A 23,501-nucleotide genomic window follows, 5' to 3' on the forward strand; every position below is an offset into this window, starting at 1 on the left:
TCTCCTCCTTTATACGTCACTTGATTCCACCACTTTTGCCTTGCGACAAGCGTGGGAGAACGTTGGGTCGTAGAGTTTGGAGTCGACAAAATCATCAATCGCAAACACTTTGCTGACAATGATCATGGCCGTTGAACGAATTTTCGCTTCGTGCATTTTGTCGGCAATATCGGCCAATGTACCGCGAATAATTCGCTGCTCTGGGTGAGAGGCTTTTTCAACCACACACACTGGCCAGTCTTGCGGATAGACATCACTCAATTCGCGCACCACTTTGCGGATTAAGGTTGCACTTAAAAACAGACAGAGTGTTGCTTCATGGCTGGCTAACGATTTAAGGTTCTCTTTTTCTGGTACAGGCGTACGGCCTGATGCCCGCGACAAGATGATGGTCTGACACTCTTCCGGTAACGTTAGCTCTTGTCCCAGCGCCGCTGCTGAGGCTTGGAATGAAGAGACACCCGGAATGACTTTCCAATCTATGCCGAGATCATTGAGGCGACGAGTTTGTTCCGCTAACGACGAATAGATGGAGAGATCACCGGTTTGAACTCGTGCCACATCTTGGCCTTTAGCATGCGCGTCAGTATAAACTTTTGTGATCTCATCTAAGTCCATGCTCGCCGAGTCAAACACCTTCGCATCCGAGCGCGCACGCTCAATAACCGCACGAGGTACTAGACTGCCGGCATAAAGAATCACTGGGCAGGTCTCAACCAGTTTTGCGCCTTTAACGGTGATTAAATCTGGGTCGCCAGGACCTGCGCCGATAAAATATACGGTCATGCAATTTCCTTATTCGCTATATTTTGGTTCGTGCTCTTTAGTGATCGACCTGGCGTCTGACCCTCTCTGGTCTCACCGTCTTCAAGAGAGTATTTATTTTTGTAACCGCGAGGCGTGATAATCCAATCCTCAAAGCGGTAGCTACTTTCATTACCGACGATCACTGCTGCATTCATACCAAAATCCAATTCAGTAAATGCAGCCAACGTAGACAATTGCACGCTTTGTTCGTCACGATACGCCGCATTGACTACCGCGACAGGGGTATCTTCCGCGCGGTGCTTAAGCAAGATATTTTGGGCTTCAATAATATGATACTGGCGTTTTCTTGAACGTGGGTTGTAAAAGGTAATGGCGAAATCCGCCATTGCGGCGGCTTCAATTCGGCGTGTAATCACATCCCACGGCGTCAATAAATCAGACAACGAGATCGTACAACTGTCGTGCCCCAATGGCGCACCAACAAGGGATGCGCAAGCATTCGCTGCAGTAATTCCAGGCACGGTTTCAACAGCAATATTGATGTTATGGGCCGAAATCAACTCAAACACCAAAGGTGCCATGGCGTACATGCCTGCATCGCCCGAGCAGACTAAGGCAACATTTTTGCCCTCTTGCACGTAACGAATAGCCGCATCAGCACGCTGCCACTCTTTGGTCATACCGGTTCGAACCAGCGTCTGTCTATCGATAAGTGACGCTATCAATTTGACATATAAGCCATAACCCACCACGACATCTGCTTGTTGGATCACTTGCTGGGCACGTACAGACATTAAGTCTAAGCTGCCCGGGCCTAATCCCACTAAATAGAGCTTAGCCACCGTGCATCTCCTCTTTTGGTGTGCGAAGACGCAGCAACCCTTGGTCGATCTGTTTAAAAATGATATCGCTCACGATGCGCAGAGACAGCAAGTTGAACGAAGTACCATCCTCGCATTGTGCCAATTCCACCTCACAATATTCTTCTAACTGACACTTAATACTTTCCATATCATTAATGAAGTGATTACCCGAAACCAAAAGCAACGGAATAATCCGCAGTTTTGGTTTCTCTGCAAACTCCCCTTGCTGCCTAGATAGCAATCGGTCTTGCAAGGCACTTTTTAATAGATGAAATGGCGTCGCCCCTTCAAGTGAGCAGGAGATGTTTTTGTCTGACAGTTGCCCTAACAACGTATCGCAATACGTGATGGCCTGATGACCAGCATTATCAAGGTAAGGTGCACCATGATGTACAAACAAGTTAATATCGCTGCCTTGGCTAAAGTGTTCATTTAGCTCTCCTAGCAGTTCCGTCGCACAATGGGTGTGATGAATAATCGCTGGCGTATGGTCAATCGCTGATAAAGAAAAATACTTAAACCCTTGGGTGATCATCTCCACCTGTTTATGTTCATCCGTTGGGAAAAGATAACAAGAGACAACCAAAATACGTTGATAGCCCTCGAGGTCTAATGACGCCAGTACCGACGGTAAATGCTCGAAATGCTGGTGGCTACTCGCCAGTTTCTTAATCACCATACGCGAACTGACTGCCAGTCTAACCTCGCATTCTGGATAGCGGGCTTGCACTTTACTTTGCAGATCTAGATAACGTTCTTGTGCAACAACAGAGCCAAAACAGCTTAAAACTATCGCCGTTCCCTTGGTGTAGTGTCTTAATCGTTTCATTCTTTCACTTCCTCAAACGGCGCAAAATATCGAGATTCAATAATGTTCGAAATAGGTTGATTGGTCGCCAATGCGTTGAAAAGCTCACACCATGTCGATTTAGAAAACGCTTCCACTCCGCGAAGCCAAATACCATGGTTAATCAGTTTTCCGTCGGCGAGCTTTGATGGACGTTGGTAGATAGCCAGTGTTGAGCGGTTACGGCATGCGCCTGCGCACAAGGTACGACTTATTTTTATGCGTTTGTCACCTGCCGCCAATCCCATCTCTTTTAGAATGGTGCGCAAGTCATGTGCAAGGTGCTTACTGCCAGCTTTCGCGCAACGCGCACCTTCACACAGCAACAAATGGTGAGTATGAAATAGCATTGGGCGATCAAGGTCGACATGCTTAGGCTTGCATCGATAACCTTCCACGACCTCACTGCCATACAAGTTGTGCGTTACCTCAGGCATGGCACTGAAAGTGACACCGTCACTAGGCTTATACTCACGCTTCCCGTCTCCCAACCAGTTTTTGCGATTGTGCCTGTTCAGTGATTCACTAAATGCGATGCGGCAGCAGGCAATCGTCATGTTGAAACCGTCTTTTTTAAAGCACCACTTGGGCACGGTAAGCTGTTCGCTATGACTAAGTTTGAGCGCTGCCGCCTCTGCAACTGAGTTACTACCCGTCACTTTTTTCACATAATCAGAAGGGCTTTGGATCCCTTTGATATTGTCCAGCTCTTGGGGCGCAAATGTGGTAAATGCCCATTGGTTTCGCTGCGAAAGCTGATTGAGTCCCGGCTCATCCGCTTTCAAATCAATGCTCGCCATCGCTTTCACGCACTGCAATGACAGATTAAACTGCTGGCTAAATGCTTCTAACCCAGCCTGTAACGTTGAAATCGGTGTATTGCGATCACAGCCAATGCCAAGAACCAATGATTTGGGGCGCCATAACACTAACTTGTTATCCCAAGCCCCCATCTCAATACGACGCTGATCGCTGATCACAATAGCCCCTTGATAGTCGGAACTATTCACATCAGACAGTGTGTTATGGCAAACAATGTTAGTTGGCATACGCTTTTCGTATTGCCACCAGTTTTTGTCTCCAGCCTGTTGGGCTATTAATACCGCTTCATCGTTGATGATCGCGGCTGACACTTTTGTAATTGCAGGCTCTGACAGCGGATCAAGTGTCCATCCAAAACGCGCCCCCAGCATATCTGCAGAGACATTTTCTGCCACATCTGATGCTGTGGTAATGACGGGGGTCGCTTTTATAATCTCTGCTATACGCTGTGTCAGTTGATTCGCACCACCGCGATGACCCGACAGCATGGAGATCGCAAACATTGCCTGCTCATCCACACACACCACCGCTGGATCGGTGCGTTTATCTTGGATAAGGGGGGCAATTATTCTTGTAACGATGCCCGCAGCGCAGATGAAGATATGCGCATCGTAGTTAGCAAAGCGTGGTGCAACAAAATCCGCTAGCGGTAGCGTTAATGGTTTTGCCTCTCCGTTTTCATTAAATGCGACTGGCGCAACAAACAGATCAGCAAACGGTAGGCTACGCTTGAGTCTTGCACCCTGCTCGGCACCGTTTTTTGTAATTCCGTAAATAGCAATACCTTCCATAATCAATTACTTACAACCAATCACACTGCCAATTTGCTATCGGATATCGCATCCTGATTCTGAACTACATCAACAGATTGCGTACCACGTAACACGCCACGGCGGGCACGAATCGATAGTTGCACCATAGAGAAGTAACGATGCTCTTCAGGCACCTGATCTAAGTTGGTGTAGATCTCTTGTTTATCCGTACTCGCGTGAGAGACGTAAGTCGCCGCCCCTTCAAGGCCAAGTTGTTTTAACTTAGCTGACAAGGCTGGGATCATGCGACCAGCTTTGATTAACATGATGGCGTCAAACTCTTTGACAAGCATTTCCAAACAATCGATACCATAAGTTGCAGGTACAACGCAGAAGCGCTCTTTACCATCGGCGAGCGGAATTTTAGTGGCTGCAGGGACGGCAGTAATCGAGGTAACGCCGGGAACGATGATCGGGTCAATATTTGGAGCAAGCACAGCCAACTCCTCTTGAATATAAGACCATGTGCTAAATACCGATGGATCGCCTTCTGTAACAAAAACGACAGATTTTCCTTGCTGTAACCGCGCTAAAATGGTCTTCGCTGCACACTGCCATGCGGGTACGTTAACAGAGGCGTCTCGAGTCATTGGGAAATGCAAGAAGCAACGTTCTGCCCTGATATCCGACTCAGCAATCGCGCCAGTGACAATCTGCCAGGCAAAGGAGTCAGCCTGATCTTTGTTTTTCTCTGGAATTGCGACAACATCTGCCTCTTGAATAAGACGCACCGCTTTCAGCGTTAATAGTTCACTGTCACCCGTGCCAACACCAACGGCATATAACTGTCCCATTGCTGTGTCCATCATGTTGTTTCTCCCTGCTCATTTGAGCTTGATAATGCTGTCTTCTGTTCGGAATCTGGCTTGTTAAAGGTAAAGAGGTGAATTGGATTATCTGCTTGATACCTCTGATAGTGGGCCAATGGCTGCAGGTGTGAAACATGGATAAGTTGGGCATCCATTTCGATATTATTGGTTTTTGACCATTGATACACCTCGCCCACGGTATCTACGGTTACGGCTGACACGACCAAACGGCCATTAGAATGTAAACGCTGCCAAACCTGAGTTAAAATGTCATTCATCGCACCGCGCGACCCACCGACAAATACGGCGTTCGGGTCGGTGAGGTCTACAAGTCCAGAGGGGGCTTGTTGTTTAACCAGTGCCACATTATCGGTCGCGTGTGCCTGACAGTTAGCTTCAATTACCTCGAAACAAGGTGAGTTACATTCCACTGCAAACACTTGGCCTTTATAGGCAAACTTAGCGGCTTCGATGGCAATCGAGCCTGAGCCTGCACCGATGTCCCAAACGACATCGTCCGGTGTTATTTTGAGTTGCGTTAATGCAAGGTTACGCACCGACTGTTTAGTAATCAGACCGTTTTTCGGCATGCGCTTACTAAAGCTGCTATCAGCAGCAAATTGGCCGAAGCCACCCCACTCAAATAACGAAGACCGCTGATTTCTCTGCGCGACAACCATATTAAGTTTATCGAATTGGTGACTGGCTTCAGCTAGCTCTTCCACAGTGAAACGAGTCACTTTCTCGTCGAGCCCACCCAATTGCTCGCACACAGATAATGTCCAATAACACTGGTTAAACTGCTTTAGGTGCGCTGCCAATACTTGAGGCGTATTTTTATCATCCGTTAAAATGGCAAATAGATTGCCACTTTGCATTTGCGCTGCAATACCGTCTAACTTGCGCCCATGTACGGAGAGAAACTGAGCTTGGTTCCATGCAATCCCTAAGCGAGAAAACGCCAACTGTGGGGAACTTTGCGTCGGAATAAATCGTAAGTCCTCTGCTGGTAAATGCTTAAGCAGCGTTGAGCCTATGCCAAAAAACAGGGGATCCCCAGAGGCTAAGACCGTTACCCCACCTTCTTCGCTCTCTTCAATCACTTGACTGAGCCAGGTTGAAAAACCTTGCGTCATATCTAGAAAATCGCCTTGAAACTGCGGAAACCATGCGAGGTGACGTGGATGACCAGCGATAATTCGCGATTGCGCCACCTCATTGACCGCTTTACTGGTCAGACTTAGACAGCCATCTTCAGGGACGCCAATGACAGAAATACTCGCCATACTAATTACACCGTTTGATACAAAAGTGCATGAATGGTAGACACGACCAATGGGCTGCCCCCCTTACGACCAAGGCTTGCAATGTAGTTAACCCGATGTTGTTCCAACAGCGCTTGTTTAGATTCTTCTGCTTTTACAAAACCCACAGGTATGCCAATGATTAGCGCGGGGTTGATTTCCTCTGCCTCAACCATGCGCAGCACCTCAAAGAGTGCCGTGGGTGCATTGCCAACACCGATGATAGCGCCATCAAGTAACCCTAAGTCGCGCGCTTTGCGCATGGCCCAGATGGCACGGGTTTCACCCGATTGTTTAGCGTGTTCTATCACCTCGGGATCGCTAATAAAACAGTACGTTTGATTTCCAAAAATCTCTGTGCGACGCGGGCTGATACCACTGGTTATCATGGTGACATCACTAATTATCGCGCACCCTTGCTGCAACGCAGTCACCCCCGCATCAATGGCACCCTCACTAAAGCGATATAACTTTGCAAACTCAAAATCACCTGTGGTATGAATAGCACGCCTGACTACAGGCCACTGCTGAGCGTCGAACTGATGGCCACCGTGGTACGCTTCAATTTCATGATCGATGATAGAAAACGAATCGGTCTCTATTTGATGACCTTGCTTGGTTATCTGCTGCATGTTGGCTACTTGTGTCGAGTCCATTCTGTTATCCATAATAATTTGCTGTCCATTTTCGCTTGCATTAATACTTGCAGCATCGCCCCAGTGGCTGGCCGTTGAAATCAATTAACACGACATCCACCTCAAGTGCATTATTGATGTAACTAAGCACATGTTGGCGAGCCTCATAGCAAAGCCGATTAAAGAAAGGCCCAGCTTTTTGTTCTCGCACCAAATCCAATGCGTGTCGCCCAGTGTTGGCTTTTGCAATTTTTGCACACACAAGTGAAGAGATACCTTCCTCTAGGGCTAACTGAGATAAATAGTCGAAATCTATACCGTACCCAGACACATGGGTCATCATTCGTCCAGAGATAAGCTTGCCCATCTTTCCGATCATGGTGACCAGTGTGACTTGCTGTAACTGATAGCGTTTGGCCGCACGTAATCCAATGCCAATAAAGTCTCCGGCTTGAATAAGCGCCATTTCATCAAGTTCTGGGAACAATATTTTTGCGGCGTTCTCCGAGCGGCTACCTGTCGTTAGTACCACATGCGTTAGTTGGTTAGCGTTCGCGATTTGAATAGATTGACGAACAGATGCAGCATACGCAGACGTTGAATAGGGTTTTACGGTACCACGGGTTCCAAGAATGGAAATTCCACCGATAAGCCCCAAACGCGCATTGATCGTCTCTTTAGCAGCGAGTTCGCCTTGTGGAACAATAATGGTTAACTCTATACCTAATTCATCTTGCAGATCTAAAGGGGCATTCAGCCATTCTAACTTAGCCATCTCAACGATATTGGCATAAGGCACTGGGTTTATCGCTGGCCTGCCGACAGGTAGTTCTAAACCGGGCTTAGTGACGACAGCGACACCTCTCCCCCCCTGCAAAGAGATACCTTTTTGTGAGGTCAGTCGAGCTAAGCACTGAATTTCTAAACCATGGGTGCAATCGGGATCATCACCTGCGTCTTTAATCACGCCAGCCAATACTGAATCGCTAATGTCTAGACGGTGTATAGAGAATGTTGCCCAATCACGATTGGGGATTTGAATGGTAATCCCACTGAAGGGGCGTCGTTCAATCAAGGCTTTTACCGCAGCTCTTGCTGCCGCAGCCGCAAAAGCACCAGTAGTGAAGCCACCACGGAGATCTTGATTTGATTTTGAACGTTTTAGTTTGCCCACAAAGTGTCTCAATGCTTGTTTGATTACAATAGGGGCAGGAGTCGATATCAATAGATAAACGACGCTGAGTGCTCCCGCCCAGGTAGTTATTAGTTTTGTCGTTATTTAGCAGGCTCTGACTTACGAAATTACTTTCGATTACAGTTGCGGGTACAGTACAGGATTTTCACCTGATTCACTTTAAACTGGCACGTTAATTGGCAGTTACTAAATAATTGTTAATGTGAAAGTATCTTCACTTTCGAATAAAATATACCTAAATTGAACGCAAAGAGAAAGCATGAATTAAAATCAGCATTGCTAAAATATCACCTCTCGTTTCAATTTGATAAAAAAACCACACATCAAACGTATCGAAAATCAATCTAACTTATTGATTTTTAGCTATTTAATTTAAAGCACCATCGAAGATAACGTTACCAAAAAAATTATTATAAAAGATACATTTTAAGTATACCTTTACCTAATAATACGCACGGTAAATAAGAAATATTCGATACAACTCACCTTACATTAATTTTCAAAACGTTAAAATAGACAGTAAAAACATAGCTACTTTCAATCATTCATAAAAAGCAATAAGGCACTGCCTAATACAAACGTTAAAATACAAGTATTGATTTAAATCAATACTTGTATTTAGTTACTCGAGTTTCAAATGGTAATGTGACAGGCATCATCTGCATGTTGAACGCTATTGTTATACGACATAAATGAGTTAAACATCAAAAGCAGGAATATTACTGACATTTAAAATAGCCAAGGAGCGTACAATAACGCTCCTTTTGTAGCTAAAACAGTGGCACTTACACGGTTACACCTGCGTCTTCAAAGCTCGCCATATTATTGTAAAATTCAGCCGCAGCGTTAACCAACGGATAAGCTAGAGCAGCGCCAGTTCCTTCGCCTAGCCTCATATTGAGTTCAAGCAATGGCTTAGCATTAAGGTAGCTAAGCACACTGTGATGGGCACTCTCTTCTGAACGATGGGCAAACAGTAAAACATCTCGCACATTAGGCTCTATGATGGTTGCCACATATGCCGCCACGGTGACAATAAAGCCATCGACTAAAACAGGGACGCGTTGTTGCGATGCCCCAAGAAATCCTCCCACCATTTGGGTAATTTCAAAACCACCAACTTGACGCAGCAGTTCAAGTGGCTGATCTAAACATAGTTGAACTCGCGACAACGCCTGTTCAATTAGCGAAACTTTCTTATTTAACTGAGCATCGTTAATACCCGTCCCTTTACCAACACAGTTGGCGACAGGCTCACCACTAAATGCTGCAAACAACGCCGCTGCACTACTGGTATTCCCAATCCCCATCTCTCCAAACATCAATAAATTACTGCCTGATGCTATCTTTTGTTGCACCAACTCACGCCCCAATGCTAATCCTTGATCAACTTGCGTTACGCTCATTGCTGCTTCATTTGCCAGATTTTTAGTAATACTACCCAAACGCTGTTTCACAAAATCTGGAGAAGGGTGTTCAATGTCAGTTAAGATCCCAGTGTCAACGATGGTCAGAGGAATATTATTCGCACGGCAGAAACAGTTTATCGCCGCACCTCCAGCCAAAAAATTCTGAACCATCTGAGTCGTCACCACACTTGGCGCTATACTCACTCCCTCTTCGGCAATACCATGATCGCCCGCAAACACCAGCAATGCGGGTTTATCGACTGCAATCTTAGTGATACTTAGATCTGGGCTTAACAATGCGAGTTCCAGTGCCGTCTTTTCAAGAACGCCTAATGCACCGAGGGGTTTGGTTTTATTGTCAATGATATGTTGAATGCGTGCTGCTTTTTGCTCGAGGTTCATAATATCCATATTCGATGGCTGAGTTTGCGTACCTGCAAACAAGAGAAAGTAAGTTACAGACTACCGCCTTTCATCAATAAAAATCAATGACCAAACTTGAATGCATTATTTTAGAGTATGCGGGGTGGATGCCTCGGATGCGCGGCGTCTGAAAGCGCTCGAAGACGACAATACCAAAGCACAAAAAGTCGACACCGTGCTTTATCTTGACAACGACATGATACCTAACGTGAAAACACCGTATTCAACAAAAAAAATTTGTAGTCATCTCAAAAATTATTCGTTGGATTTATTTCCAATTAGCAAATAACTTTGCCCGGAGGTTAACCAGTTAGTTTTGAGGATAAAGATGGTTGAAAGTGATATTCGGGTCGGAGAGCGACGATTCCATGATAGCAAGGCATTTCCTCGCGGATTTGGCAAGTCTGGTGATTTTACTATCATTGAGGACTATATCCTGACTTCATATGGTCAAACGTTGCAGGCTTTGGAAGAAGGAGATATCACTCCCGAAAATGCTGAAGAAAAGCATTTCATTAAGATTTTGCGCAATCCAGGTAAGGCAAAGTCAAAAATCGAACAAACGTGGTTGAAATACATTCAACTTGCCAGAGGACGGAAGAGCTTTCATACACTTAATAGCAGAAATAAGCATAACGAAGCTTTCGAACCAGACCCGATAGATTCAGAAGATTTAGAGGAAGAGTTTTAAATAACTTAAGCTTAGTCTATAAGTAGAAAGGAAATTATAGCTGGTTTCGATGTAAGGTTTATGCTCAATAGCGGCCCCTCAGGGAGAGGCCAGCTATACCTACTGCTTTATATGACTAAATAAAAAATAGAGCCGATATTTTTCGTTCAATGACTTATGCAACAAAGCCTACGAGTTACGTAACACTCGAAATAGCATAAGCCTCTTCCACACACTTCATGGTATTAATGACATCATTGACACTTGTAGGCAACTCGGCTATTTCACCTTCGCTAAAGCGTTGGTTATCTGCCATGGTGCCAATAAACGCTTCCGGAAACCAAGAGCCTTTCAATGGGATCGTATGCCAAACCGGTACCCCATCGTCTTCCAATGCGCAGTATTCAAACTCATCATTACATCCATCGGGGTAGTTCATTAGTAGCCCAAGTCGAGCAATAATAGCGCCTTTTGTCCCTTCCCACTTAATAAAGCTGTCTTGATTCTTCATACCAAATTCATGGTCGTGATTGGTATTGATTACCGCACGTATCTGGTTTCCGTAATCTAGGATCATGCTGGTTCGTGTGGAGGACATCGGCTTAAGTGGATGGGCGACCGTCTTTGCAAGCACACGCTCAGGGTTACCTAAAAATGAGCGAATAAGATCGACGTAATGAACACTATGCTGCTGAATTTCCAAACGCGGATGATTTATCACATTCGGGAAGTACTCCCACGGTGTGTGTACGGTAACACGTACCTCCATATCGTAAACATCGCCAATCACGCCTTTGCTGATAAGGTCTCTCGCTGCCAAAACAAAAGGCGCGTACCTTAATTGGCAGTTTATTGATGCCTTCAGTTGCTTACGATTGCACAGCGCCTGAATTTGCCGTGCCTGTTCATAGTTATCCCCCATCGGTTTCTGAATCAGCACACTGGCACCATCTGGTAACTGTTCAAGAACAGGAATGAACTGTGCTGGCATTAATGCAAGATCAAAAACGGCATTATCTGGGGCATTATCGACCAATTCCGCCACCGAGTCATACACCGCAGGGATATTAAACTGTTTAGCTAATGCTTCAGCTCTACCCACTGAACGGTTATAAATTGACACTACTTCAAACCCTGCCTGCTGATAAGCGGGTAAGTGAGCATCTTTTACAATTCCCCCAGCGCCGATAATACATATCGGCCGCTTTTTCTGCGGCAACGCTGGCAAGTAGTCAATCTTCATCTACTACACTCCTTCGGAAATCAATTGAATCTTCATTGACTTGGTTCTGTCTTTCGCCTCTGCGAACGCTTGTTCTGCCTGCGACAGGTCATATTGGGCAGTCAGCATAGGTGAAACGTCTATCTGACCGCTAACGATCAGCCTTAGTGCCTTCTCAAATTCGCCACCAAATTGCATCGTCCCAAGAAAATTAATCTCTTTGAGCATTATTAAATTGGCGTTTATATTAACCCCACCAGCAGGCAAGTTAGAGAGTAGCACTAACGTCCCTCCGCGCCTTACGCTATCAATGCCTGTATTTACTGCTGCCACTGCGCCAGAAGCCTCAATAACAACATCAAATAGTCCTGACATTTCTATTGAATCGCTCAGACCTTGCGGATCACTCGCAACATTAATGACTTCATCAATGCCCATTTTTTTAGCGATGGCGAGAGTATTGTCACATAAGTCCGTCATCGTAACTCGCGAAGCGCCTGCAATTTTCGCCGCTGCAGCCGCAAAAATACCAATTGGACCAGCACCGCTAACCAGCACGCGACGAGCCAACATCGGTCCTGCTCGCTCTATGGCATGCAACGAACAAGCTAGCGGCTCGACAAATGCCAGTTTACTTAAGTTCGTATCTGGTGATACCACCGTACATGCAGCAGCAGGAAACTCGAAATACTCACGGAAAAAACCGTGAATATGTGGCACTGTTGTGGCTGAGCCAGGGAAACGCTTACGCTCACATAAGTTGCGTTTACCATCAACACAAGGGCGGCAATGCCCGCAGGCAACAACAGGATTCACCGCCACTTTGTCGCCCAATTCAATGCCAATCACGCCAGCACCAACTTCGACAACAGTACCTGATGCTTCATGACCCAGTGTTAGCGGTGTTTGTACGCCAAACCCCGCGTTAGCGTAATCAGCAAAATAGTGCAAATCCGTACCGCAAATGCCCGCAGCACCGAGCTTGATACGCACTTCACCAGCACTCAAAGGGGCAGTTTCAAACTTAACTACTGAGACATCTTTGGCGCCGTTAAGCAAAAGCGCTCTATATTGATTAGGTACCTGGGTCATAATTAAAATCCTACGCTGTAGCCGCCATCGATTGGCAAAAGCTGTCCATTAATATATTCACCTTGAGATGAGCACAAAAATACCGCGGCATTGGCAATATCTTCACCATGACCGAGTCTCGGCATGGGAATACGTCCATTTATTTTCTCTGCTCGCGCCGGATCACCCGCTAACACTTTGCGCGTCATCTCTGTGTCGATAAAACCGGGACACAATGCATTACAACGAACGTTATAAGGGCCTAAGTCAACCGCGAGGCTGCGAGTCAAGCCAACTATCGCCGTCTTAGTCGTTACATACCCAGTTGCAGATGGCAGCGCCATCAACCCTCCCATTGACGAAATATTGACGATGCTACCTTCCTTTCGCTTCATCATATTTTTTACCACTTCTCTGGTCATCATAAATACACCAGTAACATTGATATCATTAATATTCTGAAACTCTTCTAAGCTAACATCCCAGATAGGCTTTTTAAGATGTACGCCCGCGTTATTTACTAAACCAAAAATAGGACCCACTTCACTCTCTATGCGGCTAATAAGTGCTGGCGTCTTCTCGAATTCTTTCACATTCTGTTGATAGATATATACGCCTTCGCCACCCAACTGCTCCTTTGCGGTTAAAAGCGCATCTTGGTCAAGATCGGTGATAACTACCTTGGCGCCTGCCGATTTAAATGCCTGCGCCTGAGCGTACCCAAGGCCGCGCGCAGCGCCAGTGATCACAACAACTTTATTTTCTAGTCCTGGATTCATGTTTATTTCCTTATTCAAATTTTTGTGACGCTGGGTGAGTCAAACTATATTGATACAAGTACTCGAGTTGTTTGATGCATTTTTCCATCGACACTTTGCCCCGCAAGAACCCATTGACGACATCGCCACCATCATCCGCTAAGCCCATATAGCCATCGTATCTCGGTCGAATCCACGCTTGTTCAAGGGTTTGAATCGTCGATGTCATAAAGTTATTACATTGCTTATTTATCCTCGAATCCAACCATGCGGCTTTATGAGCAGGCTGTCCCCCCGATTCAAAGTAAAAGCCTTTCTGCACATCTTCTGAGGCAAGCCAGAAACTAAAGTCAATCGCTTGTTCCACGAACTCACTTTTACTTGAAACACAAATGCCAGTACCACCAATTATCGACCCTTTCACATGGCTAGGGCTAAAGCTAGGGATATCATGGAACTCAATTAAATGATCGCGATAATTTGGTCTGCCATAATTGGTATAACCAAACAGTAATGGACAATATACAAAATCGTTCTGCTGGCTCATAAGTTCAAATACTTGAATCGGGTTGTACTCTAAACAGAATTTAGGAACGTTATCTGCTAGCGCCTTCATTATTTCTAGACACGTCTGAGCGGTTTCTAATTTAACCAACTCCTGCTGACTCTGGGCGACAGGATCGCCTAAATTCGCGCATAGGGTAAAAAAGCTATCTATCGCATCAACTGGCTTCAACGGGCACAATACTGTGCCTTTTTTTGCCAACTCAATAACCTGATTCCAGTTAGTTGGTACCGGAGAGTCCATCAAATCTGGGCGCGAGCACGCGATCTGTGCAGCGGCATCAAGCGCTAAAGCCCACTGATGGTCATCATAAAAATAGCTAGCATGAGAAGGACCTAAACTATTACGTTTGAGTTGCTCTAACTCGCTATCTCGACCAACCGTATCAAGCTCAACCAAGCATTGCTTGCGAGTGATCTCGCCTACATGAGGGTGATCTATGATCATCAAATCATATTCCGCCGCCATGAGATCAATAGGTCTGTCTGCAAATGCCTGCAATGAGCGACGATCCCAAGTAATCTCAACATCCGGGTGTAGTTGCTGATAGCGTTTTGCAGCCTCTTCAAGGGGGGCATAGCCTCTAGGGTGATCCCAAGTCATACCTTTAATTTTCTTAATCACAATGCCTCCATGGTGTTGTGGTAGTACCAATTAAGGATTAACAATAACAGTGGTAACCATGTAAAGTTAACCGTCGCTGATTGCAAGCATCATCAATGCTCGTTTAAAACGTGTCAGTTCAAGACACTTTTTTATTCACCAGCAAGATATGATCTACAACCATCACTGTACTTCCATCCTGCTTAGTTACCTGTAATCGTTCAGTAACAAAGCCATATTCAGGCTTTTTAGGATGGTCCCGTTTTTCGAAAATAGTGACCGATACTGAGATGGTGTCGTTAATATGAACAGGAGTAGGAAAACGCAGTCGATCGTAACCATACGTCATCGCGACAGGGTTGATTAACGTCGCGGTCATTCCAACACCGACAGCGAATGTCAGGGTGCCGTGAGCAAGACGCTGCTCAAAAGGTTGAGTTTTACACCACTCTGCATCCATATGGTGGGGGAAAAAATCACCAGTCTGGCCTGCATGAAGTACAATATCCGATTCGGTAATAGTTCGTCCGAGCGTCGTTCTAACGTCACCAACGTTATAATCTTCGTAGTAAATTTCTTGAATCATATTCCTACTCCTCTAGCCCAAATTCAGCATAAATTCTGGCGTTATCGGCACCAATGGTTGGTGAACCCTTTGAGTTTATAGTCACCTCACCGTCGATGCTTATCGGACAACGCGTCGTACGCATTTCTTCTTGCCCTTGTTGCACCAACTGAAAGAAATCGAGCTGTTTAAATGCCTCTGTTGCAAATAGTTCAGGCCAATCTAGCACCGGAGAACACCAGATCTTGTTGGTGTTCAAAATATCCAACCAGTGTTCACTCGACTCTTTAACCAATAAATTTTGCAAATGCGAAAAAATAAAAGTCTTTTCGGTGAACCACAGCCTTGAATCATCCATCAGGCGCAGTTCTTCCAGTCCTAGGATCTCTCCCAGTTTGTTCACCGCCGTATTGGCGATGGCAATGTAGCCATCTTGGGTCTGGTAGATACCATAAGGGGCGGCCATCAATGCATGTGCGTTCGCGTTACTGCACCGCCTTGGTTTCTTCTCCCCACCATTGAGATAATTGGAAAAGACCTCAAACTGCAAATCCATCAAAGATTCGAGTAAGCTGACATCCACTTTTCCACCTAACCCGGTTTTGGCTCTTCTAACTAGCAAAGCGAGTATGCCCTGCACCAACTGATAGGAAGCACTAAGGTCTGCAATGGCTAACCCAAAAGGCGTCGGTGGTTGTTCGCAACTGCTATTGAGCCATGTGAGACCTGAAATACTCTGTGCTAGTAAATCCTGTCCGGGCTTATTCTCAAGCTTTACATTGCCCATTCCATAGCCGCTAACAGACGCATAAATTAATTTAGAATTTAGTTGTTTTATTTCTTCGTAACCCAACCCAAGACGTTCAATAACCCCTGGTCTGAAATTTTGAATCATAACGTCTGCTTGCTGGATGAGGACCTTGGCGTTTCTTAAGCCCTTGGCTGACTTAAGGTCGATGGAAATCCCTTCTTTGTTACGATTAATTGCATGAAAAATGGTACTGTCACCCGCAATTTTTTGTTTGGCCACATATAACTTACGGCAAATATCGCCTTGCTCTGGCTTCTCGACCTTAATAACGCGAGCGCCCAAGTCAGCGAGTCTCAGTGCCGCTGAAGGTCCGCTAAGAAATTGACTAAAGTCGAGAACAGTGAGGCCATCAAGCAAGCCAATTTGCTGGGTCATAATTTGAACTCTTCCTCAATCGCTTGATTGTTCGCGCCTAACAGAGGACTAGATTTCGCACTATATAAGCGCTCTCCATCAATATTGATTGGGCAGCGCGTCGTATGAAACTCATGCCCATCCTCCCGACGCGTCGTTTGGGTAAATTCAAGTTGCTTAAAGCCGTCATGGGCTGACAGGCCATCCCAGTCAAACACCTCTGCGCACCAGTAATCTGCCGGCTCTAGTCTATCCAACCAATGCTGTGTCGTATTGGTCGCTATGTGCTCAACCAACATAGCTTTAATCTCATCTCGGTGATCGAACCAATCATCTTGATTGGTATAACCCATCAATGAAGGGCAATCTAATAACTCGCCAAGCGTGACTACCGACCCCATAGCTAGGGCGAGGTAACCATCTTGGGTCGCATAAATCCCGTATGGTGCGCCTAGATAAGCATGAGCATTATTGATCGCGCTGCGTTTGGGTAACTGATTGCCATCATTTAAATAGGTAGTGATAACCTCAAATTGAAAATCTAGCGTTGACTCAAGCAAACTCACTTCGACGAGGCTCCCCTCTCCTTTGGTCGCTACTTTGAATAGCGCAGCCAATATCCCTTGAACCAAGTGGGCACCGGTTACCATATCAGAGACAGCCAATCCAAACGGCATTGGTGGTTGATCTGCATTGCCATTAAGATGCACCAAACCACTGATTGATTGCGCCAGTAAATCTTGCCCTGGCTTCGACTTCCAAGGCCCTTCGTTGCCATAACCTGTTACACTGGCATAGACAATTTTCGGATTAATGTTTTTTACACAGCGATAGTCCAAACTAAGTTTTTCCATCACGCCTGGTCGAAAGTTTTGAATCATGATGTCCGCTTGAACAATGAGCTTCTTAACCTTGGCAAGGTCGTCAGGGTCTTTTAAATTTACCGCATAGCTCTCTTTATTGCGGTTAATCGTTTGAAAAACGCCGCTTTGCCCCCCTGACGTTAAATTTGATATCGTGAGCTGGCGACATAAATCGCCAACGCCTGAACGTTCTATTTTGATCACGCGAGCACCTAAATCGGCAAGCCTAAGTGCTGCCGATGGTCCCGCAAGAAACTGCGCAAAATCGAGGACTAACATACCCTCAAGAGGTAGAGATTGCTGTGCCATTTCCGTATTCCTTAATCTTGATGAAAGACTTCTTCCATTTCAGCCCACCACTCATTTTCAGCCCTGTCTTCAAACGGCTGGTGCATCGGTTTACAAATATCCCACCACTGTTGAATTTTCGGATCCAACGCTAACAACGCCATGTCTGCTTGGTAGTCACTGCCTCGGTACTCGAAGTAGCTGAATAAATAGTGTTTGCCATCTGGAAAGCGTCGCAAGTAGATCGAGTAGTTATGCAAGCAAGCCTTAGTCAGTGCCGCTGACACCTCTGGCCACTGGTTAGCATGCAGTTGGTTATATTCTTCGATCCTTTCAGGTTTAATTTCTATAACACTACCGACTCTCACACTCCCTCCTCTGGCACCCTGGTAGTACCAATCAATCTGCAATACGTTCTATTTCGACCACTATCTCATTATTGGCAACGCTTCAATCTCGAGCACTGCCTCTGTTAATGTTAGTTATTCTCTTTGTAATAATCGCTCGAACGTGCAAAGAATAAATCCAAAGCTTGAATTAAACGCGCTTTCGAATTAGAGATAAAAGCATCAAAAATATCTTGGCGTAACCTAAAGCTAAATTCCATCCCACCTTTGACACGCAAAGTATTTAACGCCGACTCTCTACGTAGCAAATGCAGTGTTTGAGTCAATTTGAAATACATTTTGTTTCCACTCTGCTGAGCCAACACCAAATCAAAGTTATCAATACAATCCATATAGCTTTCGATAGAGAGTGAACTCGCACTTCTCAACTGTTCAAAGGCCTCTGTAAGCTTGACTCTGCCTTCGTCGTCAATGCGTTCAAATGCCTTCAGTGCCACTTCAGTTTCTATTAGCTTTCTAGCTTCGAACATTTCTTCTACACTGTCGAGCGCATCATGAAACATCCACATCGTGGCATCTTTCGGTGGGGTTGCACGTCGGTCAGTAACAAAGCTACCCTCGCCGGCTCGAATCGAAATCATTCCCACCATAGATAAAGCGCGCAATGCTTCCCGCAATCGGCTACGCGTGACACAGAACGTCTCTGCAAGCTCACGCTCATTGGGTAATTTCTCACCTGGTTGTAGTTCACCACTGGTGATAAGGTCAGCGATTTGACGGATGATCTTTTCCGTCGCAGTCTCTTTACTGATAGAGTTAAATTTACCCATTACTTCCTTCTTTACATCACTATGTTATTACGCGTCACGCTTCAAGCTGTTAAGTACCACAGCGCCAAGGATTAATAGTCCCTTTGCTACCTGCTGCATGTACGGATTGATGTCCAATAGAATCATACCGTTCGTTAAAATGCCAACAAAAAGCACGCCGAGTAAAGTACCCTGTAGGCGACCAGAGCCCCCAAACATGCTAGTACCTCCGATAATGACCGCCGCGATAACATCTAGCTCCCAACCAATACCCAACTCAGGAGATCCTGCCATCAGCCTAGACGACAATATGATGCCAACAAACCCTGCTAGACCAGCGGTTATCGCAAACACAGCTACCTTAATACGATTAACATTTAGACCACTCAGGCGGGCAGCTTCCGAATTTCCCCCTATGGCATAAATCGCACGACCAAATGGCGTTTTATTCATAATAAAAATGCCAACTGCAAAAACCACCACCATATAAATAATTGGGAGCGGAATATTAAAGAAATAGCCAGAACCAAGCTTTAAGAACTCCATAGGCAAGCCACTGACAGGGTACCCTCCTGTTATCAAATAAGTCACACCGCGTATCAATGTCATCATGGCTAGCGTGACCAGGAACGCATGCAGGTTAAATCGCGCTGTGATCCAACCACTAAAAGCCCCCCACATTGAACTTAACGCGACAGTTAGCGGAAGTGCTAGAGACATCGGAACACCCGCCTTAATCAGCATTGCATTCACTACCGCAGCAAACGCAACGACTGAGCCAACACTCAAGTCTATCTGCGCCAGTATAATGACCATCGTCATCCCTACGGCAACGATGGCTTGGAACGACACCTGCCTTAAAATATTGGTAATGTTTGGAACGGTTAAGAAGTTAGGCGTTGCCAGTGTTAAGCCAACAATCAGCAACAACAAAACGACATAGAGTGCATTATTAACCAGTAAGCGATTGATAGTCTGTTTATTCAACTTGTCACCAGTCGCGACAAGTTTTTGAGTGTCCGTTGGCATGCTTATCTCCTTATGCTGCCTTACCTGAGGCCATTGTTGCATAGTTAAGTATTTGCTCTTGGGTTATGGTGCCATCGTTTTTACCGGTATAGGTCACCTTCCCTTCCGCCATTACCATAATTCGATCGCTATACTGTAATATTTCAGGGATCTCGGACGAAATCATGATCACTCCCACGCCGTCTTCAGCTAACTGTCTCAGCAGTTCAAATATTTGCGCTTTTGCCCCGACATCAATACCCCGAGTAGGCTCATCCATAATTAATATTTTAGGTTTCGTCGCCATCCACTTCGCAATGACAACCTTTTGTTGATTTCCACCCGACAGATTTTTCGCTAATTGAGAGCGACCGTTACATTTAATGTGCAGATCATGTATCAACTTGTCGGAGAGTTTATGCTCCACTTGTTTATCAATAACAAACGTCTTGGCAATCTTTTCTAATACCGTCAGATTTATGTTGTCACTGATACTATGATCTAACACTAACCCTTCTTCTTTTCGATCTTCAGTTATGAATGCAATTCCGTGGCTAATAGCCTGTCGCGGCGAGGTAATATCTATCGGACGCCCTTCAATAAACAGTTGTCCCGATTCTAGTTGGTCCGCACCATAAAGCGCACGTACCATTTCAGTTCGGCCTGCTCCCGCAAGGCCCGTAATACCGAAAATCTCCCCACGATGTAATTCGAAGCTGACATCTTCAAATGCACCCTCTGAGCGAAGAGACTTCGCTTCAAAAAATACCTCTCCGACTTCACGTTGGATATGCTTTTCTACCGCCACTTTATCACCTACCATCTGACGGATAATTTCTGATTTTGGCGCTTGTTCGATAGAAAGTGTTTTGATAAAGCGTCCATCTCTATATACAGTGACGCGCTGAGCGATCTGGGGCAACTCTTCTAATCGGTGCGAAACATAAACGATACCCATGCCACCCGCAGCTAGCCTACGCATAACATTAAATAATTTTTGTACATCTTTTTCTGATAAGGACGAAGTAGGCTCATCCATAATAAGCACTTTACTTTGGTAAGAGAGTGCTTTGGCTATCTCAACGATTTGGCGCTCTGCGACGCTAAGATCAACAATTAACTTCTTTGTATCTATCGTTGAGTCAAGCTGCTGCAATAATGCATGTGCTTTTTTATGCATGCTAGCCCAGTCGACCAAGTTACGCTTTGTTTTCGGGGCGTGGCCAAGAAAGATATTCTCAGCGACGGTTAAATCACTAATCAAGCTAAACTCTTGATAAACAGCACTAATCCCGGCCTCACTCGCCTCTTTAGGCGTCTTACAGTGGATTGGATGCCCCTCTAGCGTCACTGTACCACTATCAGCAAGGTGTGCTGCTGTTAGTATTTTAATAAGAGTACTTTTTCCTGCGCCGTTAGCGCCGACTAGCGCGTGAATTTCACCGTGCTTTAGTTCAAAGTCTACTGACTTTAGCACTTCAACCCCGGAAAACTGCTTACAAATATTTTTCGCTCTCAGTAAAGGCAAATTCACAATCACCTCCTATTTGAACACGAGATGCTGGTGTGGTCACCCACACCAGCCTGTTTAATTTAGAGGTAGTCTCTTGAGTCGATATAATCTTTAAGTTCGCTCATCTCACTAGATACATACGTTTTTAAAGGCACAAGAACTTCGTCATCGGTTTTACCCTTAGTCGCTAATTCATAAGCATTTTGTACCGCTTGATAACCGATTTCAAATGGCTGTTGAGTCGTAACAGCTTTCAGCACCGTATTTTTTTGCTGCATGAAACGCGCAACATCAAGGCTCATATCTGTGCCCATCATAATAATGTCTGATGCACCGCGAGCATTGACCGCCGCGTAGGCCCCTAGCATAGAGGTTAGGTTCCAAGCCCAAATCATGTCGGTATCAGGTTGAGCTTGTAAAATCGCTTCCGTTACACTCATCCCTGTTTCTTGGAATTCAGCGTCTTGTCTGGCTACAACTTCAACACCTGGTAGTGTGGTAACTTGGTCAAGAAATCCATTTACTCGCTCAATACCCACCGAATATTTACTCGTTCCAATAACCGCTATCTTCGCTTTTCCATCCATGTGTTTTTGGATGTAATCGACCGCCACTTTGCCAGTTTCTTTACCTAAATCGTAATTGTTTACACCAACAAAGTACTTCATGTTGTCTGAATTGACTTTTGAATTCCAAGTAACCACAGGAATGCCACTGTTTACCGCTCGGTCAAACGCCGCAGCGGATGCTTCATCGTTTTGTGGGGAAATAGTGATTGCATCAACTTGCTGAACCACAAAATTATCCATAATAGATGCTTCTTTAGCGAGGTCTGCATTAGAGTCAGCAATACGAACGTTGACACTGAGATCTTCTCCAGCCTTTTTCATTCCATGCATCACCTCAGACATCCACTCCCCTTTTGTATCAAGTAGGATCGCGCCGATGGTGACGTCTTTGGCCATGACATTGGCTGACATTGCAACCGCCACAACCATCATACCTTTCAATATTCCTCTCATGCCTATCTCCTGTAGAGTTCAGTTTTCACGGTGTTATGGAACCATGGTACTACCAAGGTAGTGTGGGAAATGAACAAGCGGTGTGACAGCGATCACTCTTTGCTGTTTTTTTGACCAGGCATGATATTATTTGAGGACTCCATCACACTATTGATTGATTTATAATCGATACCAATTTCTCGCGTTTAAACGGAAAATTTGATCTTGTTCATCCGCAGATAACTGTGACATGGCATGGCTAAAACTACGAATCACCTGCTGGTAAGAGGTAAATACCGAATCCGTTGGAAAGTTCGTCGCGTACATCAGGCGTTCAACACCAAAATGGTGTAGCAGATGATCAAAGTATTTCTGAGCATCTTGATACTGCCAATTTGGCTGCATTGTGCCTAAACCTCCGAGTTTGCAGGCAACATTGTCGCATCGGGCCAACGCCTCGATTCCTTTACGCCATAATGTGTCATGCTCTTCGCCTAACCAAGGCATGCCGCAATGCTCCAGAATAATTGGTACGTCAGCGTGTTGTGCGGCCAAACGACTGGCTTCCTCCATCTGTTGATCGAAACACATCAAATCAAACGAAAGCTGATATTTACTCAATAATGAGAAATTTTGTCGCCATTGAGGGTTAGCAAGATAATCTTGACTCGCCCAGCAATACCTTGGGTTATCGACAAAATTTAGCATTTGTCGAATACCTCGAAAGTACCGACTATGGCAGTGTTGCTCTAAAAGACACTCAGCGTTAGGTGCCGTCAGATCAACAAAACCGATAATCGCTAAATCGATACCTTTTAACCGACCTTCATTTGCATATGTATCGAGCCAACGTGTTTCACCAACAGGATCGCTGGGATCGTAATCAGCTTGAATATGTACAATACCCTCGAGATCGACCTCATCACTGTGTTCGACGAGATGGTCAATTAAGTATGTGTGAGCAATCGATTCCAACCCTGATTTACCTTCTTCACCACTCAATCCATCCATCAACCAGGGATAATAGTTGCTCTCAAGGTCCCACAAGTGAACATGGCTATCTATGACTTTTCTTGTTCGCATTCCTTGCCCTTTCCTCACGCAAAACTTCGAATATACAAAACATATTTACGCTAAACTGTGATTTAATATAAAAATACACACTC

23 protein-coding genes and 1 riboswitch are annotated in these 23,501 nt (G+C 45.3%); of the genes, 1 reads left to right on the top strand and 22 read right to left on the bottom strand.

Features of this window, described 5'->3' with window-relative positions; translation table 11 throughout:
- Positions 1 to 9: 9 nt before the first annotated feature.
- The 9 genes from cobM to cobT form a co-directional block, all read right to left on the bottom strand.
- Positions 10 to 786: a precorrin-4 C(11)-methyltransferase gene (cobM, locus tag ACKLNH_RS00435; protein WP_413110269.1), complete on the bottom strand. Its 777-nt coding sequence runs from the start codon at positions 784 to 786 to the stop codon at positions 10 to 12.
- Entirely contained in the window at positions 783 to 1,610 is an 828-nt protein-coding gene (cobJ, locus tag ACKLNH_RS00440; protein ID WP_413110270.1) for a precorrin-3B C(17)-methyltransferase, read from the bottom strand. Before cobJ ends, cobM begins: the two co-directional genes overlap by 4 nt.
- A complete protein-coding gene (locus ACKLNH_RS00445; protein ID WP_413110271.1) occupies positions 1,603 to 2,460 on the bottom strand; it encodes a sirohydrochlorin cobaltochelatase in 858 nt (285 codons plus the stop codon). Before ACKLNH_RS00445 ends, cobJ begins: the two co-directional genes overlap by 8 nt.
- Positions 2,457 to 4,091, bottom strand: coding sequence for a cobalamin biosynthesis protein (locus tag ACKLNH_RS00450; RefSeq protein ID WP_413110272.1), 1,635 nt, complete (start codon positions 4,089 to 4,091; stop codon positions 2,457 to 2,459). Before ACKLNH_RS00450 ends, ACKLNH_RS00445 begins: the two co-directional genes overlap by 4 nt.
- A gap of 20 nt (positions 4,092 to 4,111) precedes the next feature.
- Positions 4,112 to 4,921 (bottom strand): precorrin-2 C(20)-methyltransferase, encoded by an 810-nt coding sequence (cobI, locus tag ACKLNH_RS00455; protein ID WP_413110273.1) that lies wholly within the window; start codon positions 4,919 to 4,921, stop codon positions 4,112 to 4,114.
- On the bottom strand, positions 4,918 to 6,207 hold the full coding sequence (gene cbiE / locus ACKLNH_RS00460) for a precorrin-6y C5,15-methyltransferase (decarboxylating) subunit CbiE (protein ID WP_413110274.1): 1,290 nt from the start codon (positions 6,205 to 6,207) through the stop codon (positions 4,918 to 4,920). The genes cobI and cbiE overlap by 4 nt, the downstream gene beginning before the upstream one ends.
- A gap of 5 nt (positions 6,208 to 6,212) precedes the next feature.
- A complete protein-coding gene (locus tag ACKLNH_RS00465) occupies positions 6,213 to 6,881 on the bottom strand; it encodes a precorrin-8X methylmutase (RefSeq protein ID WP_413110275.1) in 669 nt (222 codons plus the stop codon).
- A gap of 40 nt (positions 6,882 to 6,921) precedes the next feature.
- The gene (locus ACKLNH_RS00470) at positions 6,922 to 8,034 is read right to left on the bottom strand and encodes a cobalt-precorrin-5B (C(1))-methyltransferase (RefSeq protein WP_413110276.1); all 1,113 of its coding nucleotides are present in this window, start codon (positions 8,032 to 8,034) and stop codon (positions 6,922 to 6,924) included.
- A 90-nt stretch (positions 8,035 to 8,124) separates the two neighbouring features.
- Positions 8,125 to 8,261: riboswitch (cobalamin riboswitch) on the bottom strand.
- Positions 8,262 to 8,840: 579 nt separating this feature from the next.
- A complete protein-coding gene (gene cobT / locus ACKLNH_RS00475; RefSeq protein ID WP_413110277.1) occupies positions 8,841 to 9,866 on the bottom strand; it encodes a nicotinate-nucleotide--dimethylbenzimidazole phosphoribosyltransferase in 1,026 nt (341 codons plus the stop codon).
- Between the two features lie 349 nt (positions 9,867 to 10,215).
- Between cobT and ACKLNH_RS00480 the strand changes: the two genes are divergently transcribed.
- Positions 10,216 to 10,578 (top strand): MaoP family protein, encoded by a 363-nt coding sequence (locus ACKLNH_RS00480; protein WP_413110278.1) that lies wholly within the window; start codon positions 10,216 to 10,218, stop codon positions 10,576 to 10,578.
- A gap of 175 nt (positions 10,579 to 10,753) precedes the next feature.
- On the opposite strand, the gene ACKLNH_RS00485 is transcribed toward ACKLNH_RS00480, so the two are convergent.
- From ACKLNH_RS00485 to ACKLNH_RS00545, 13 genes are all read right to left on the bottom strand, one after another.
- A complete protein-coding gene (locus ACKLNH_RS00485) occupies positions 10,754 to 11,800 on the bottom strand; it encodes a Gfo/Idh/MocA family protein (protein WP_413110279.1) in 1,047 nt (348 codons plus the stop codon).
- 3 nt (positions 11,801 to 11,803) lie between these two features.
- Entirely contained in the window at positions 11,804 to 12,871 is a 1,068-nt protein-coding gene (locus ACKLNH_RS00490) for an alcohol dehydrogenase catalytic domain-containing protein (RefSeq protein WP_413110280.1), read from the bottom strand.
- Between the two features lie 2 nt (positions 12,872 to 12,873).
- Positions 12,874 to 13,629 carry an SDR family NAD(P)-dependent oxidoreductase gene (locus ACKLNH_RS00495; protein ID WP_413110281.1) on the bottom strand — a complete coding sequence of 252 codons (756 nt, stop codon included), beginning with the start codon at positions 13,627 to 13,629 and terminating at the stop codon, positions 12,874 to 12,876.
- A gap of 10 nt (positions 13,630 to 13,639) precedes the next feature.
- Positions 13,640 to 14,797, bottom strand: coding sequence for an extracellular solute-binding protein (locus ACKLNH_RS00500; RefSeq protein WP_413110282.1), 1,158 nt, complete (start codon positions 14,795 to 14,797; stop codon positions 13,640 to 13,642).
- 118 nt (positions 14,798 to 14,915) lie between these two features.
- A complete protein-coding gene (locus ACKLNH_RS00505) occupies positions 14,916 to 15,362 on the bottom strand; it encodes a MaoC family dehydratase (RefSeq protein ID WP_413110283.1) in 447 nt (148 codons plus the stop codon).
- Positions 15,363 to 15,366: 4 nt separating this feature from the next.
- Complete coding sequence (locus ACKLNH_RS00510) at positions 15,367 to 16,527, bottom strand: CaiB/BaiF CoA transferase family protein (RefSeq protein ID WP_413110284.1); 1,161 nt, start codon at positions 16,525 to 16,527, stop codon at positions 15,367 to 15,369.
- Positions 16,524 to 17,678 (bottom strand): CaiB/BaiF CoA transferase family protein, encoded by a 1,155-nt coding sequence (locus tag ACKLNH_RS00515; RefSeq protein WP_413110285.1) that lies wholly within the window; start codon positions 17,676 to 17,678, stop codon positions 16,524 to 16,526. Before ACKLNH_RS00515 ends, ACKLNH_RS00510 begins: the two co-directional genes overlap by 4 nt.
- A gap of 11 nt (positions 17,679 to 17,689) precedes the next feature.
- Entirely contained in the window at positions 17,690 to 18,025 is a 336-nt protein-coding gene (locus ACKLNH_RS00520) for an L-rhamnose mutarotase (RefSeq protein ID WP_413110286.1), read from the bottom strand.
- A gap of 110 nt (positions 18,026 to 18,135) precedes the next feature.
- Positions 18,136 to 18,834, bottom strand: coding sequence for a FadR/GntR family transcriptional regulator (locus ACKLNH_RS00525; RefSeq protein ID WP_413110287.1), 699 nt, complete (start codon positions 18,832 to 18,834; stop codon positions 18,136 to 18,138).
- Positions 18,835 to 18,861: 27 nt separating this feature from the next.
- Positions 18,862 to 19,842, bottom strand: a complete 981-nt coding sequence (locus ACKLNH_RS00530; protein ID WP_413110288.1) for an ABC transporter permease — start codon at positions 19,840 to 19,842, stop codon at positions 18,862 to 18,864.
- 10 nt (positions 19,843 to 19,852) lie between these two features.
- A complete protein-coding gene (locus tag ACKLNH_RS00535) occupies positions 19,853 to 21,355 on the bottom strand; it encodes a sugar ABC transporter ATP-binding protein (RefSeq protein WP_413110289.1) in 1,503 nt (500 codons plus the stop codon).
- Between the two features lie 59 nt (positions 21,356 to 21,414).
- Positions 21,415 to 22,356, bottom strand: a complete 942-nt coding sequence (locus ACKLNH_RS00540) for a sugar ABC transporter substrate-binding protein (RefSeq protein WP_413110290.1) — start codon at positions 22,354 to 22,356, stop codon at positions 21,415 to 21,417.
- Between the two features lie 159 nt (positions 22,357 to 22,515).
- Positions 22,516 to 23,418, bottom strand: a complete 903-nt coding sequence (locus ACKLNH_RS00545) for an amidohydrolase family protein (RefSeq protein ID WP_413110291.1) — start codon at positions 23,416 to 23,418, stop codon at positions 22,516 to 22,518.
- Between the last annotated feature and the right edge of the window lie 83 nt (positions 23,419 to 23,501).

Source organism: Thaumasiovibrio clandestinus (assembly GCF_047250365.1).
Classification (GTDB): domain Bacteria; phylum Pseudomonadota; class Gammaproteobacteria; order Enterobacterales; family Vibrionaceae; genus Thaumasiovibrio.

Excerpts from the sequence above, each read along its gene's own strand:
- cobM (WP_413110269.1), bottom strand. The coding sequence starts at position 786 with ATGACCGTATATTTTATCGGCGCAGGTCCTGGCGACCCAGATTTAATC.
- ACKLNH_RS00445 (WP_413110271.1), bottom strand. The coding sequence starts at position 2,460 with ATGAAACGATTAAGACACTACACCAAGGGAACGGCGATAGTTTTAAGC.
- ACKLNH_RS00450 (WP_413110272.1), bottom strand. The coding sequence starts at position 4,091 with ATGGAAGGTATTGCTATTTACGGAATTACAAAAAACGGTGCCGAGCAG.
- cobI (WP_413110273.1), bottom strand. The coding sequence starts at position 4,921 with ATGATGGACACAGCAATGGGACAGTTATATGCCGTTGGTGTTGGCACG.
- cbiE (WP_413110274.1), bottom strand. The coding sequence starts at position 6,207 with ATGGCGAGTATTTCTGTCATTGGCGTCCCTGAAGATGGCTGTCTAAGT.
- ACKLNH_RS00465 (WP_413110275.1), bottom strand. The coding sequence starts at position 6,881 with ATGGACTCGACACAAGTAGCCAACATGCAGCAGATAACCAAGCAAGGT.
- cobT (WP_413110277.1), bottom strand. The coding sequence starts at position 9,866 with ATGAACCTCGAGCAAAAAGCAGCACGCATTCAACATATCATTGACAAT.
- ACKLNH_RS00480 (WP_413110278.1), top strand. The coding sequence starts at position 10,216 with ATGGTTGAAAGTGATATTCGGGTCGGAGAGCGACGATTCCATGATAGC.
- ACKLNH_RS00485 (WP_413110279.1), bottom strand. The coding sequence starts at position 11,800 with ATGAAGATTGACTACTTGCCAGCGTTGCCGCAGAAAAAGCGGCCGATA.
- ACKLNH_RS00490 (WP_413110280.1), bottom strand. The coding sequence starts at position 12,871 with ATGACCCAGGTACCTAATCAATATAGAGCGCTTTTGCTTAACGGCGCC.
- ACKLNH_RS00495 (WP_413110281.1), bottom strand. The coding sequence starts at position 13,629 with ATGAATCCAGGACTAGAAAATAAAGTTGTTGTGATCACTGGCGCTGCG.
- ACKLNH_RS00505 (WP_413110283.1), bottom strand. The coding sequence starts at position 15,362 with ATGATTCAAGAAATTTACTACGAAGATTATAACGTTGGTGACGTTAGA.
- ACKLNH_RS00510 (WP_413110284.1), bottom strand. The coding sequence starts at position 16,527 with ATGACCCAGCAAATTGGCTTGCTTGATGGCCTCACTGTTCTCGACTTT.
- ACKLNH_RS00515 (WP_413110285.1), bottom strand. The coding sequence starts at position 17,678 with ATGGCACAGCAATCTCTACCTCTTGAGGGTATGTTAGTCCTCGATTTT.
- ACKLNH_RS00525 (WP_413110287.1), bottom strand. The coding sequence starts at position 18,834 with ATGGGTAAATTTAACTCTATCAGTAAAGAGACTGCGACGGAAAAGATC.
- ACKLNH_RS00530 (WP_413110288.1), bottom strand. The coding sequence starts at position 19,842 with ATGCCAACGGACACTCAAAAACTTGTCGCGACTGGTGACAAGTTGAAT.
- ACKLNH_RS00540 (WP_413110290.1), bottom strand. The coding sequence starts at position 22,356 with ATGAGAGGAATATTGAAAGGTATGATGGTTGTGGCGGTTGCAATGTCA.
- ACKLNH_RS00545 (WP_413110291.1), bottom strand. The coding sequence starts at position 23,418 with ATGCGAACAAGAAAAGTCATAGATAGCCATGTTCACTTGTGGGACCTT.